Source organism: Streptomyces sp. NPDC085481 (assembly GCF_044541845.1).
In the GTDB taxonomy this organism is placed as follows: domain Bacteria; phylum Actinomycetota; class Actinomycetes; order Streptomycetales; family Streptomycetaceae; genus Streptomyces.
The window spans coordinates 22,314-34,645 of the sequence record NZ_JBITTJ010000011.1; the positions used below are offsets into that span (position 1 = coordinate 22,314).

Below are 12,332 nucleotides of genomic sequence, written 5' to 3' on the forward strand. Positions count from 1 at the left end.
CCCGCGCGGCGGGCCCGACGGGCGTTGTACGGTCCGACGGGGGCGGAGGGGCCGCTCCCGCGCCGGAGAAGGGGACCCCACCGTGATCGTGATCGCGCACCTGAGCGACGTCCATGTCGACGCGTCCGCGCGCAGCAGGGCGCGCACCAAGGCCACCATGGAGTTCCTGGACTCGCTCGCGTACGACTTCGAGGCGGTGATCGTCACCGGTGACGTCGCCGACCACGGTCTGGAGTCGGAGTACGAGTGGATCCGGGAGCACGTGCTGAGCTCCCGTCACCCGGTGCTCACCTGCCCCGGTAACCACGACCGCAGGGACGTCTTCCGGCGGGTGCTGCTCGGCGAGGAGCCCGCGGCCCCGGAGGCTCCGGTGAACCAGGTCCTGCGCGGGGACGGCTTCGTCCTGGCACTGTGCGACTCCTCGGTGCCCGGGAAGGACGAGGGGTTCCTGGAGGAGGAGACGCTCGCCTGGCTGGAGAAGGAACTGGCCCGGACGGCCGAGGGCACCCCGGTCTTCGTCGGCTTCCACCACCCGCCGGCCGAGCTCGGCATCCCCTTCGTGGACGGCATCCGCCAGTTCGGCGAGGACCGGCTCGCCGCGGTGGCCCGGCGTCACCCCTCGATCGCCGCGTTCCTGTGCGGTCACGCGCACACCGCCGCGGTCACCAGCTTCGCGGAGCGGCCCGTGCTCGTCGCGCCGGGCGTGGTGTCGATGTCGAAGCTGCCCTGGGAACAGAGCGGCGATCCGCAGGACTACGTCTACAAGGACGAGATGGCGCCGTCGCTGGCCTTCCACGTCCTGCACGACGACGGCCGGCTGACGACCCATTTCCGGAGCGTTCCGGTCCGCTGAATCCGCGCCGGGACGGGAAGCGGAAAGGGGGACAACCGGAGCCGGCGCCCGGAGCGAGGCGCCTGCCCGTCCCCGCTCGGCTCAGCCGAGCCAGATCTCGCGGACCTCGCGCAGCGGGTCCTCGGCCACCCGCGGATTGCTGTCCCAGATCATCGTCGCCCGGCTGCCGGTCGTGTACGCGGGCCAGTCCGCGCCCGGATCCTGCTCCGTGACGAACGCGACCCAGGCGCGGTGCACGGCGTCGGCCAGGTCCTGGGGCGGGGTGTCGCCGGCTGCGGCCCGTACTCCTTCGGCGTCGAGGAGATCGAAGGCGTAGGGCAGGTCGAGGCAGTGGTAGGCCTGGCCGTTGACCGGCGAGGTCCAGGTGAACTGGTAGAGCCAGGTGGGCTGTTCGCGCTCCGCGCGGGCGTCGGCGACGGCGACCGACGGGGCCCGGAACGTGACGTCGGTGAGGGCCTGGCCGAAGAGACCGGACGGGTCGGCGTCCGCGTACGTCTCCGCGAAGGCGCCCGCCCTCGCCTCGTCGAGGCCCAGTCCGCCGAGGAGCAGCGGCAGCGGCAGGCCTTCAGGGGTGGGGATCATGTTGAACTCGTGCTCGGTGAAGCCGAGCATCAGCGGCACGCCGGCACCGGCGTCGCCCGTCGTCAGCGCGTCCAGGACGGGTTCGGGGATCAGGTCGCCGTCGGCGAAGGGCACGAGCGAGAGCATCGGCGGCAGCCCCTCGCGGTCGGGCCCGGGCTCGCCCAGGCGGTCCTGGAGGGCGAGCAGTTCGTCGTCGCCGAGGTCCTGGAGAGCGGCGGCCGTGGCCGGTACGCCCGTACGCCCGGTGAACAGGCGCGAGACCGCGCGGGCGACCTCGGGCCCGTCGGGCCGCATGACGGCGCCCGACACGGAGATCACGCCACGGAACAGCGGACGGGCCGAGGGGACGGCCAGCAGGGTCTGTACGGCGCCGCCGCCCGCCGACTGCCCGGCGATGGTGACCTTGGCCGGGTCGCCGCCGAAGCGGGCGATGTTGTCGCGGACCCATTCCAGGGCGGCGATCCAGTCCCGTACGCCCCGGTTGTCGGGCGCGTCCTCCACGTGCAGGAAGCCCTCGATGCCGAGCCGGTAGCCGAGCGAGACGAGCACGACGCCGTCGCGGTTGAACGCGGCTCCGTCGTACCAGGGGCTGGCGGCGGAGCCCGCGACGTACCCGCCGCCGTGGATCCAGACGAGGACGGGCAGGCCCGCGCCGGAGTGGGAGCCGGGGTCCGGGTGCGGGGTGAACACGTTGAGGTTGAGCACCCCTTCGCCCGGGATCGACGGCTCGGGGATGGTGGTGACCTCGGCGAAGGGACGGCGCTGGGCGGTCGGCCCGTACGCGGTGGCGTCCAGCGGCTCGGTCCAGGGCTCCGGCGGCACAGGGGCGGCGAACCGCAGCGGGCCGACCGGCGGCTTCGCGTACGGGATGCCGAGGAAGCGGCAGCTGCCGTCGGCCCGCCGCTCGCCGCGGACCGGGCCGAGGGTGGTGGTCACGACGGGGGAGGTGTCGACCGTCACGGGTGAGGAGTGGGGCATGGGGGGCTGCTCCTGAGCTGGGGTCCGGTTGCTCCGGGCGCGCGACGCCCCGGAGGCGGTGGCGCGACGCCCACAGCGTCTGGCCGGGAGCCATGTGCGTCAATGCTTGAAAGAGAAAGGTGACACGAGTCACTTACTCGTGTCACCGCCTCGCCGGTGCGGGTGCCGGCGAGGGGCTGGACCGCCGGGTGACGGCGCCGCCGGGGCGTACGGCACCCGGTTCGGCCGCACGGTCCCGGGGAAGGGTCGCCGTGTGAACGTGAGTTTCGATGCCGCTGTCGGCGTCCTCGTGGTCGTGACCGGTGCCGTCCTCGTCGCGGCCGGTGTGCTCTGGAAGGGGCGGGCGGTGCGGCCGCTCGCGCCGCGGCGGGCGCGGAGCATCGCCTGGGAGCGGTACGTACGCGCGTTGACGCGCTCGGCCGAGCTGGCCATCGCCTCCGCGCGCGGGGCGGCGGGGCGCGGTGAACCGGCCATCGTCACCGTCGAGTCCGTGGTGCGGCTCGCCCACGAGCGGTTCGGTTACGAGGAGGTCAACCGGGCCCACGCGGCGGCCGCGCTGCGGCACGCGTACGAGCGCGGGCGGTGCGCGGCGGACTGCATGACGGACGCCTACAGCTCGATCCAGTAGCGGCGCTTGCGCCCGATCTCGGTCTCGCGGACGTCCTCCAGGACGCCTCCGTTGCGCTCGATCGTGCGCGCCGAGGCGATGTTGGTGTCGTCGCAGGTGAGCAGGACGCGGGTCAGGCCGAGTGCGCGGGCCTCCGGCAGTACGGCGCCCAGCGCCCAGGTGGCGAGGCCGCGGCGGCGGGCGGAGGGCCGGACGCTGTAGCCGATGTGGCCGCCGGCCCGCAGGAGGAAGTCGTCGAGCTCGTGGCGCAGGTCGATCGCGCCGAGGTACGTGTCGTCCTCGACGATCCACCAGTGGGTGGCGTGGACCCGGCCGTCGGGCTGGGGGCGGGTCCGGTCGGACTGTTCGCGGAGCCGGTACACCCAGGAGGCGAACACCTCGGGGATGGCGAAGGCGCTGTCCGCCGCGAGCCGCATGCCCGGACCGTCCTGGCCGGTGCCGCGCGTCCATTCGGAGTGGGCGTCGAGCCAGGAGGTGTGCAGCTGCGCGGTGGGGGCGATCAGGTGCGGCATGCCGCGACGATAACAGCCGCCGACTCCCCTGCCACCAGCGGTTTTACGGCTTCCCCGGGTGGGACTTCAGCCGCCGTCAGGAGCCTGACCTGATCGCGTAGTCGGCGAAGCCGGCCCAGTCCAGCGCCACGCAGGGTTCGTCACCGAGAACCCACGCGTCGTGCCCGGGCTGGACGTCGATGAAGTCGCCGGGGCCCGCCTCGCCCGTCTCGCCGTCGTTCATGACGATCTTCATCCGGCCGCTGACGATGTAGCCGACGTGGTGCGCCTGGCAGCTGTCGGTGCCGGCGATCGGCTTGACGTTCTCGGACCACCGCCAGCCGGGTTCGAACACGGCCCGGCCCACCTGAAGGCCGCCGGCCGCGTTGATCACGTCGAGTCTGCCCTTGCCCTCGAAGGGCCGGGTCTCGTCTGCCGAGTCGAAGCTCCTGGAAACGATTCCGGTCATCGTCGTCCGCCTCCCGGCGGTGGAAACCGTGCCCCGAGTCCACTTCCAGGCTACGCCGCGGGGCCCGGCCCGCACTCCGCGCGACCCTCCGCCCCCAAGCCCTCGCCCCCTGGCCTTAAAACGCGTTGCCCGGGAAGTCCGGCGGGAGTTACCTTGATCATATGACTGCCGGGTCGGCCATGGGCCGTGATCGAGAGAGGCGCCCGGCCGTGGCGTGAGCGCCCCCGGTCGGTGGGCGCGGGGTCCGCCGCGGTCGTCCCCTCCCGTACCGCGTGTACGGGACAGAGGAAGACACCAGCGTCTGTCCCGCGAAAGGACCCCCAGTGACCGCACAGCTCAACCACACCGTCGTCCACGCCCGTGACAAGCGGGTCTCCGCCGAGTTCCTCGCCGAGGTGCTCGGCCTGGAGGTCGGCGCGCCCTTCGGGCCGTTCCTGCCGGTGGACACCGGCAACGGCGTCACGCTCGACTACTACGAGCAGAATGACGCGCCCTTCACGCCGAACCACTACGCGTTCCTCGTGCCCGACGAGGAGTTCGACACGATGATCGCGCGTCTGGACCGGATGCGGGTCACGTACTTCGCCGACCCCGGTCACACCGAGGCCGGGCGGATCAACCATCTCTTCGGCGGCCGGGGCGCCTACTTCGACGACCCCGACGGCCACAACATGGAGATCATCACGCGGCCGTACGCCCGCGCGTGATCCTTCTTCGACCGTTCACCGAACTTATGTTGAACGCGCGCCGCCTTTGGTGGTTCTCCGCACATCCGACGTGGGTTTTCTGTGTGGATTCCCTACCGGACACATCTACACATAAAGGCCAGATAAGCGCACAATGAAACCGCGGCACGATGCCGCAAGCGCGGTCAGACGTGCAAGACGCCAGAAGGAGGCGAGTCGTATGGCCGACGTCTCTCACCGTCCCGGTGATATCAGTGGACACCCAGACGCCCCCGAAATGCGGGACCGATATGCCCGTATGCTCCAGACCCGGGGCGTGGCGGCTGTCGAGGAACTGACGATCCTCGCCGGACTCTATGCCGCTGTCTCCGCTTGGACGGTCCACTTCTCCGCCGCAAGGCCGGAACTCGCCATCAGCAACCTGATCGTCGGCCTCTCCATCGCCGCCCTCGGTCTGTGCATGTCGATGGCGCCTGAGCGCTCCCAGGACCTCAACTTCGTGGTCCTGCTGCTCGGTGTGTGGCTGATCGTCTCCCCGTGGGTGGTCTCTCGGGACGCCGGTACCGGCGCGATCCTCAGCAACGTCATCACCGGCGCGTGTGTCTGCCTCTTCGCCCTCACGGCGGGCGGACTGCTCATGACCAAGAGAAGGACGTGACGTCCGGTCCTCTCCCCGCAGCGGCGTCGTCTCCTCGCAAGAGGAGGCGACGCCGTTCACTTTCGTCCCACCCATGTCTGTGAACGGCCACTGCCAGGTAACGAATTGACCCACATGGTTTCAGCCACATAAGTTCTGCGTAAAGCTTGCTCCACAGGGACAGGCTCCCGCTCACACCCAGTCCTTGGGGGGACGAAGTGAACTGGTACCTCGACGTTCTCAAGAAGTACGCCGTATTCTCCGGCCGGGCGCGCCGCCAGGAATTCTGGATGTTTACGCTGTTCAACCTGATCGCGCTGATCATCGTCATGGTGGTCGACATGGCGATCGGCACGTACCCGCTGCTCTACGTCGTCTACGCGCTCGCCGTGCTCCTCCCGACCCTGGGTGTGACGGTCCGCCGCCTGCACGACACCGGCCGCTCCGGCTGGTGGATCCTGATCGACCTCGTGCCGCTCGTCGGCTTCATCATCCTGATCGTCTTCCTGGCCACCGAGGGTGAGGCCCAGGCGAACGCCCACGGCCCGAACCCGAAGCTGGCCCCGGCCTACTGACGGTCCGCCCGCCGAGGCGCCCCAGCCCCTGGAAGCTCCGAGCTTCCAGGGGCTTTCGCATGCCCGGCACCGCCCCTGCCGTCGCCGCCCCTGCCCGTCCCCGCCCCGGCCGCATAGAGCCGCTCCGGCCGCATAGAGCCGCTCCGGAGCAATTCCCGCCCGCCGCTTGTGCACGACGGCGCAGGACCCACCCCACACGCCCCGCCTAGCCTCGCCGGAACGGAGCGCGACAGCACGAACGAGGGGCGGTACCCGCGGTGAACTGGCTCATCCACGACTACCGCGAGAGCGATCTCGCCGGCGTCGTCCATCTGATCGACACCACGGCCGAGCTCGGCCAGGAGTCGGTCTTCTCGCTCGCCGAGTGCATCGGCGCCCTGACCTCCCGCCAGCCGGCCGTCGTCGCCGTCCACCAGGGCACGCCCATCGGCGCCGCGCTCGCCTGCGTCGCCGGCGAGCGGGCCTGGGTGATGCGCATCGCGATCTCCTCCGGATGGCGCGGCCGTGGCCTGGCCAGCGCGCTGCTCGTGGAGCTGGAGCGGCGCCTGGTGGCGGCCCGGGTGGCCCGTATCGCGTACGTGCTGCCCGAAGAGGAACTGGTGGGCGAGGGGCTGCTCAACGCCGGATACACCCGGCAGCCTGCCGTCGCGTACTTCGAGAAGGTCGAACCGCTGCACGGGCCGGCCGCGAACCTCCTCGACGACCTCGGCGGTCGGCTGCTCCCCGCCGACCTGTGGGCGAAGGTCGCCGGCATGGAACGGGAGAAGGACCTGATCGAACGGCGTGTCGTGCTGCCGCTCGCCGAGCCCGAGCGCGCGGCGCGGCACGGGGTCAGGCCACCGCGGGCCATCGGTCTGTTCGGACCGCCCGGCACGGGCAAGACCACCTTCGCGCGGGCCATCGCCTCCCGACTCGGCTGGCCGTTCGTGGAGATCCTGCCGTCGCGGCTCGCCGACGAGGGCAACCTCGCGGCCGCGCTGCGCTCCGCCTTCGCGCGGATCGCCGACCTGGAGCGGGTGCTCGTCTTCATCGACGAGGTCGAGGAGATCGCGCCCGTACGCGCGGAGCCCGTACAGCCCGGCGGGATGCACGGGGTCACCAACGAACTCCTCAAGCTCATCCCGGGTTTCCGCGAGCGGGACGAGCGGCTGCTCGTCTGCGCGACCAACTCCATCCGCTCGCTCGACCCGGCGTTCCTGCGCCCCGGACGTTTCGACTACCTCATCCCGATCGGTACGCCGGACAAGGCGGCCAGGGCCGCGATCTGGGCCCGCTACACCGACGCCCGCCCGGACGTCGACGTCGACGAACTCGTCCTCGCGAGCGAGCTGTTCACCCCCGCGGACATCGAGCACGCGGCCCGGATCGCCGCACAGAACTCCTTCGAGCGCGACCTCGTGGCGGTCGGCGGACGTGCCGGGGACGAGCCCGCGCCCGGTGCGACGACGGCGGACTACCTGGACGCGATCGGCCAGTGCCGGCCCACCGTGACGCCCGAGATGATCACCCAGTTCGAGTCGGACATCACGACACACGCCCGTTTCTGAACCCCGGATATCTTGGTCCCGAGGGATCCGTCGTGCCGAGGAAGGGGCGTGCCGGGGTGGAGACGGTCGAGGGACTCGCGGTGATGGCGTTCGGCGGCGGGGCCGATCTCGAGGCCTGGCTCGAGGAGCACCATGGCGACACGCCGGGGATCTGGCTGCTGCTCGGCCGGCGCGGCTCGGACCTCGCCTCGCCCAGTGCGGACGAGATCCTCGACAGCACGCTCGCGTACGGCTGGATCACCGGCAAGCGCAAGGCCCGCGACGAGCGGAGCTACCTCCAGAAGATCACCCCTCGCCGGCCCCGCAGCCTCTGGTCCCAGGTCAACGTGCGCCAGGTCGAGTCACTGCTCGCCGCGGGCCGGATGCGTGAGCCGGGTCTCGCCGAGGTGCGGGCGGCGCAGGCGGACGGGCGCTGGGAGGCCGCGTACCCCTCGCAGAAGGACGCGACGGTGCCGGACGACCTGGCGGGCGCCCTGGCGGCGGACGCGCGGGCGGCGGAGGCCTTCGAGGCGCTCGGGAAGACCGACCGGTACCTGATCATCCTGAGCCTGTGGCAGGCGAGGACGGCGAAGACCCGGGCGGCGCGGCTCGAGCGGGCGGTGGCGGAGCTAGCGCGGGGCGGGCGGACGGGCTGAGGAGCTGCGGGCCGGACGGACTGCGGGACGGAAGGACTGCGGGACGCGGGGACCGGGCCGGGCGTCAGGCGGCCCGCCGCCGGTAGAGCACCTGGTTGGCGTCCCACTCCACGAAGGATTCGGCGTGGGTCAGGCCGACGGCATCCAGGAGCCGCCGCGAGCGGTCGTTGGCCTCCTGGGTGACGGCGACGACGCTCGGCGTGTCCTCCAGGGCCCGGTCGACGGCGGCGGCGACGGCCTCGCGCGCGTACCCGTGGCCCCAGTGCTCGGGCAGGAACTGGTACGACACCTCCGTCTCCCCGTTCCGCCCCTCCCGCTCCACCGTCACCAGGCCGAGCACGACACCGTCGGCCGCCCGCTCGACGGCGTGGAAGCCGGGCGCGCCGACGATCCGGCGCTGCCGGATCCGCACGACGGAGTCGGTGACCGGACCGCCCAGGTGCAGCCTGACCTCCGGGTCCGTCCAGAGCCGCGTCACCGCCGGGATGTCCCGGGTGCGTACGGGACGCAACACGAGTCGCTCGGTGAAGAGCGGGACCGCGGGAGCGGCGGAGTCCGTGGCGGCGGACCGGGACGAGGACGCGGGGGTCATACGTCGATGATGTCAGGTGGGAGGCGTACGACGCCTCGGCGGGCCACGAGCCCACGGCCAAGGCCGCGGTCCGCGACCTCCGCCACGACCCGGGCCGGCCCGCGGACTCGCTCCTCGGCCTCGGCCTCGGCCTCGGCGGCATCGCCACTGCCCGGGGCCAGGAGCACTCCAGCCTGCTCCTCATCGGCGTGGCCGAGGCGATCGGCTCGTACGACTTCGGGCTGCGGGTCGTGCGGCGGAAGGGGCCGGGACACCCCCTGGGCCGGGGCGCAGGTCAGCTCAGCCGGCGCTGCAGCGCGGCCAGCGCCCCGGCGTGCCGGCCGGGCACGCGGCGCCGCAGGTCGACCAGCGCGGGCCCGAGGGCGCGGGCGCGGGCCGGGTCGCGGATCTGCTCCCACTGGTGGTGCGCCCGGTCGACCGCGCCCTCGACGTCCGGTTCTTTCGGATCCTGCCGCATCCCAAGCCGCGCCTGGGCGGCGGCGATCCACAGCTCGCAGCTCCTGGCCGGCTCCCCCGCGAGCCGGGCGAGATCGGCCCGCACCTCCACCCAGTGCACGGCCTCCCCCGACCGCGGCCCATGGCGCCGCAGCGCCTCCCCTTCCCAGGCCGCGGCCACCGCGGCGGCCTCGCTGTGCCGCCCTGCCATGGCAGCGGCCAGGATCGCCGGGTGCGGATCCCCGTCATCGCCGGGGCGCGGCGGGACGGGCGGCTGCCCCTGGGGGGCCGGGGCGGCCATGTCGGGGGCGCGGCGGGGTGGCGGCGGGGGCGGTGCGTTGACGGTGGGGGCAGGGTGGGGCGGTTGCGCGCCGGCGACCGGTGCCGGGGACGCGGCGGGCCGCGGGCCCTGCGCGCCGGCTGCCGCCTGCGGGGCCGCCACGGGCGGAACGGGGGCCGCCGCACCCCGGTCGGGCGCTGAGGCGGGCCCGGTGGCGGTCGGCGCGGTGGCGGTCGGCGCGGTGGCGGTCGGCTCGGGAAGGTCCTCCGGGCTCGGGCCCGGCTCCGGCACGAGTCGGGCGTGGTGCGCGGCGGCGGCCCCAGGTGCCGCACCGCTCCCGGGCGTGTGCGCGGCGGGCGGTGCGGCGAGCCGTTCGGGCGCGCTCGCCGGGCCTGCGGACGGTTGCGAGGGGGGCGGGGCCTGCCGCGTTGCCGCGGGCACTTCGGACGCCGGCTCTGCCGGCGCCGAGCGAGCCGCGGCCCGCGCGGGTACCCGAGCGGCCAGACCGCCGCCTCCAAGGCGTCGTGTCGGCGGAGACTCGATGCAGGCGACCTCGACTCGTGAAGGGGGCGTCATGGACCCGGGAGCCGGTGCCGGCGCCGCCTCCGTCGGGGCGAGCAGGATCGACTCGGGCGAGCCCGATGCCGTCGCCGCCTCCGCGTGGAGGTCCGCCAGCGGCGGGCGGGCCCCCGAGCGCCACACCGTCGCGTAGTGGCGGAGGTAGTCCGGGGTGGTCAGGGTGCCGCGCTTCGGGAAGGGCGTGACGCGGGCGAACAGTCCGACAGACGGGCCCGGTTCGAGGGCCGACCGGTTCGCGGTGAGGAGCTGCCAGAGGCCGGGGTCGGCGGCCAGGTCGGCGATCACCGTGGTCGTGCCGGGGCGGCGCGCGGACAGTTCGGTGGTCAGCCAGTGCCAGGGAAGTCCCGTATAGCGCAGGGTCGTCGGTGTGCTCCGGGCGAGGGACAGGTGCGGCAGCCGCTGACGGCGGTCGAGTTGGAGCTGGCCCGCCAGGTAGAGCGCGAGCGGTCCCGGCGTCGCCGCGGCGGCCCGCAGCCGGGTCAGGACCGCCTGCGGGTCCAGCGGGTCCGCCAGTTCGACCACCGTCGCCATGTCCGTACCGGTGAGCACCCCCGGCGGTACCGCCGCGAGCGCGGGCAGCACCGACGCCGCGTCCATCGCGCGGCCCCGTCCGGCCGGCGCGGCCGCCAGCAGAACCGCCGTACCCACTGCGTTCACCTCGTCGCTCGCCACACCAGCACCGTAACCCTTGGCCGCGTGGCCGAATGCCGACGCGTCTCCCGCGGTGCACCTGTGGGCCGTTGGCATATGTCAGAAGCACCACCGTATCGAGTGTTGCCAAATCCCTTACGAGGTGTCCCGAGCTGTGCGAAAGTCTTAGCCGGGCTTCAGTTACCAGACCTGGCCGTGCCACGTCGCCTGCATCGGAGTACGACATGCCGTCCCATCTGTTCGCGGACCGTCCCGCCCAGCCGCCCGAGCCGGGCATGGTGGACGCGCTGATCTCGCAGACGCGCCGGCTGCGCGGCGACGTGGACGCGGTGCGCCGGGACTCGGTCGTGGACGAGGACGACCCCCGCAACCGGTGGCAGCGCGCCCTGTGCGATCTGGCCGTCAACCAACTGGACGACCTCGGCGAGCACTTGGGCCAGCTGAAGGCCGGCCTGCCCGGCGAGGTCGCGCTCGAGTCGCCCGCCGCCTACGCCGAGCCCGCCCCCCGCCTCACCGGGTCGCTCCTCTCCCGGGTCGGCAGCGCCGAATGGGATCTGCTCACCGACGAGGTCCACTGGTCGGACGAGCTGTTCCAGATCTTCGGCCGCCCCCAGGAGAGCGGCCCGATGTCGCTCGACGAGCTTCCTTCGATGGTCTTCGCCGAGGACCAGTCCCTCCTCCAGGCGATGGTGACGGACTGCCTCATCGACGGGAAGCCGATCGACGGCGAGTTCCGCATCGTCCGCACCGACGGCCGGGTCCGCACCGTCCACATGACCGGCGAGCCGGTCCTCGACTCCGACGGCTGCACCGCGTCGATGTGGGCCGTTCTCCGCGATGTCAGCGAGCTGCGCCGCAGTGAGCGTGCGGTCCGCGAGAGCCGGGACAGCCTCCAGCGCCACCAGCACATCGAGCACACCGAGCGCCGGGTCGCCGTCGAGCTCCAGGAGGCCGTGCTGCCGCCCTGGCGCGGCTCGCTGCGTTTCGCCCACGACGGTCCCGCCCCGCTCGACGTGGCCGGGCACTATCTGCCGGCCGCCACGACCGGCCTCATCGGCGGCGACTGGTACGACGCCCTCGCCCTCCCGGACGGGGACGCGCTGCTCACCGTCGGCGATCTGACCGGCCACGGCGTCGCCGCGACCTCCTCCATGGCGATGCTCCTCGGCGCCCTGCGCGGCATGGCCGTGGCCGGAATCCGCCCCGGCGCCCTGATGAGCCACCTCAACCAGCTCCTGGAGACCTCCGTCCAGCCGGCCCTCGGCAGCGCCATGTGCTGCCGCTACGACCCGGCCGCCCAGACCCTCACCTGGTCCCAGGCCGGGCATCCCGCCCCGCTGCTGTTCCGCGAGGGAACGGGCCGCGTCCTGGGCAGGCCGGAGGGCGTGCTGCTCGGAGCGACGACCGGAGCGGCGTACGGGGAGGCCGAGACCCGGCTGTTCCCCGGCGACCTGCTCCTGCTGCACACCGACGGGCTGACCCGCACGGCGGGCGTCATGGACGACGACCGCGGCACGGCTCGACTGCTCTCCCTCGCCCCGCGGTTCGCCGCCGCGCGCGACGCGCAGGACTGTGTCCGGTCGGTGGTCGAGGAGTTCGGCGAGGGTCCTCGCGAGGACGACGCCTGCGTGATGGTCGTGCGGGTGGGCGGCGGGCGGTAGCCGGTCCGGGGACGGAACGCAGGCAGGGGCCCACACCGGTGGGCCCCTTGCTC

At 73.0% G+C, this 12,332-nt stretch carries 14 protein-coding genes; 8 read left to right on the top strand and 6 right to left on the bottom strand.

Features of this window, described 5'->3' with window-relative positions; translation table 11 throughout:
* Positions 1-82: 82 nt before the first annotated feature.
* Positions 83-853: a metallophosphoesterase gene (locus ACIGEZ_RS22630; protein WP_399833792.1), complete on the top strand. Its 771-nt coding sequence runs from the start codon at positions 83-85 to the stop codon at positions 851-853.
* An 81-nt stretch (positions 854-934) separates the two neighbouring features.
* On the opposite strand, the gene ACIGEZ_RS22635 is transcribed toward ACIGEZ_RS22630, so the two are convergent.
* Complete coding sequence (locus ACIGEZ_RS22635) at positions 935-2,413, bottom strand: carboxylesterase/lipase family protein (RefSeq protein ID WP_399833794.1); 1,479 nt, start codon at positions 2,411-2,413, stop codon at positions 935-937.
* Between the two features lie 259 nt (positions 2,414-2,672).
* Between ACIGEZ_RS22635 and ACIGEZ_RS22640 the strand changes: the two genes are divergently transcribed.
* Positions 2,673-3,041, top strand: coding sequence for a hypothetical protein (locus ACIGEZ_RS22640; protein ID WP_399833796.1), 369 nt, complete (start codon positions 2,673-2,675; stop codon positions 3,039-3,041).
* On the opposite strand, the gene ACIGEZ_RS22645 is transcribed toward ACIGEZ_RS22640, so the two are convergent.
* Positions 3,023-3,553: a GNAT family N-acetyltransferase gene (locus tag ACIGEZ_RS22645; protein ID WP_399833798.1), complete on the bottom strand. Its 531-nt coding sequence runs from the start codon at positions 3,551-3,553 to the stop codon at positions 3,023-3,025. The two genes, ACIGEZ_RS22640 and ACIGEZ_RS22645, sit on opposite strands and share 19 nt — an antisense overlap.
* Positions 3,554-3,629: 76 nt before the next feature.
* The gene (locus ACIGEZ_RS22650) at positions 3,630-4,001 is read right to left on the bottom strand and encodes a cupin domain-containing protein (protein ID WP_399833800.1); all 372 of its coding nucleotides are present in this window, start codon (positions 3,999-4,001) and stop codon (positions 3,630-3,632) included.
* A 323-nt stretch (positions 4,002-4,324) separates the two neighbouring features.
* Here ACIGEZ_RS22650 and ACIGEZ_RS22655 point away from each other — a divergent pair, with 323 nt between their 5' ends.
* The 5 genes from ACIGEZ_RS22655 (at position 4,325) to ACIGEZ_RS22675 (ending at position 8,081) form a co-directional block, all read left to right on the top strand.
* Complete coding sequence (locus ACIGEZ_RS22655) at positions 4,325-4,708, top strand: VOC family protein (RefSeq protein WP_399833802.1); 384 nt, start codon at positions 4,325-4,327, stop codon at positions 4,706-4,708.
* Between the two features lie 295 nt (positions 4,709-5,003).
* Positions 5,004-5,345 (top strand): SPW repeat protein, encoded by a 342-nt coding sequence (locus ACIGEZ_RS22660; RefSeq protein ID WP_399833804.1) that lies wholly within the window; start codon positions 5,004-5,006, stop codon positions 5,343-5,345.
* A 197-nt stretch (positions 5,346-5,542) separates the two neighbouring features.
* A complete protein-coding gene (locus ACIGEZ_RS22665; RefSeq protein WP_399833806.1) occupies positions 5,543-5,899 on the top strand; it encodes a DUF805 domain-containing protein in 357 nt (118 codons plus the stop codon).
* A 257-nt stretch (positions 5,900-6,156) separates the two neighbouring features.
* The gene (locus tag ACIGEZ_RS22670; RefSeq protein ID WP_399833808.1) at positions 6,157-7,446 is read left to right on the top strand and encodes an ATP-binding protein; all 1,290 of its coding nucleotides are present in this window, start codon (positions 6,157-6,159) and stop codon (positions 7,444-7,446) included.
* Positions 7,447-7,529: 83 nt separating this feature from the next.
* Positions 7,530-8,081, top strand: coding sequence for a YdeI family protein (locus ACIGEZ_RS22675; protein WP_399834217.1), 552 nt, complete (start codon positions 7,530-7,532; stop codon positions 8,079-8,081).
* Positions 8,082-8,145: 64 nt separating this feature from the next.
* Here the strand turns inward: ACIGEZ_RS22675 and ACIGEZ_RS22680 are convergent, their stop codons facing one another.
* The 3 genes from ACIGEZ_RS22680 to ACIGEZ_RS22690 all read right to left on the bottom strand — a co-directional run bounded on the left by ACIGEZ_RS22680 (position 8,146) and on the right by ACIGEZ_RS22690 (position 10,639).
* The gene (locus ACIGEZ_RS22680; RefSeq protein ID WP_399833810.1) at positions 8,146-8,673 is read right to left on the bottom strand and encodes a GNAT family N-acetyltransferase; all 528 of its coding nucleotides are present in this window, start codon (positions 8,671-8,673) and stop codon (positions 8,146-8,148) included.
* A complete protein-coding gene (locus ACIGEZ_RS22685; protein WP_399833812.1) occupies positions 8,670-8,840 on the bottom strand; it encodes a hypothetical protein in 171 nt (56 codons plus the stop codon). Before ACIGEZ_RS22685 ends, ACIGEZ_RS22680 begins: the two co-directional genes overlap by 4 nt.
* Before the next feature lie 107 nt (positions 8,841-8,947).
* The gene (locus ACIGEZ_RS22690) at positions 8,948-10,639 is read right to left on the bottom strand and encodes a hypothetical protein (RefSeq protein WP_399833814.1); all 1,692 of its coding nucleotides are present in this window, start codon (positions 10,637-10,639) and stop codon (positions 8,948-8,950) included.
* 203 nt (positions 10,640-10,842) lie between these two features.
* Between ACIGEZ_RS22690 and ACIGEZ_RS22695 the strand changes: the two genes are divergently transcribed.
* Positions 10,843-12,279, top strand: a complete 1,437-nt coding sequence (locus tag ACIGEZ_RS22695; RefSeq protein WP_399833815.1) for a PP2C family protein-serine/threonine phosphatase — start codon at positions 10,843-10,845, stop codon at positions 12,277-12,279.
* Positions 12,280-12,332 lie beyond the last annotated feature (53 nt).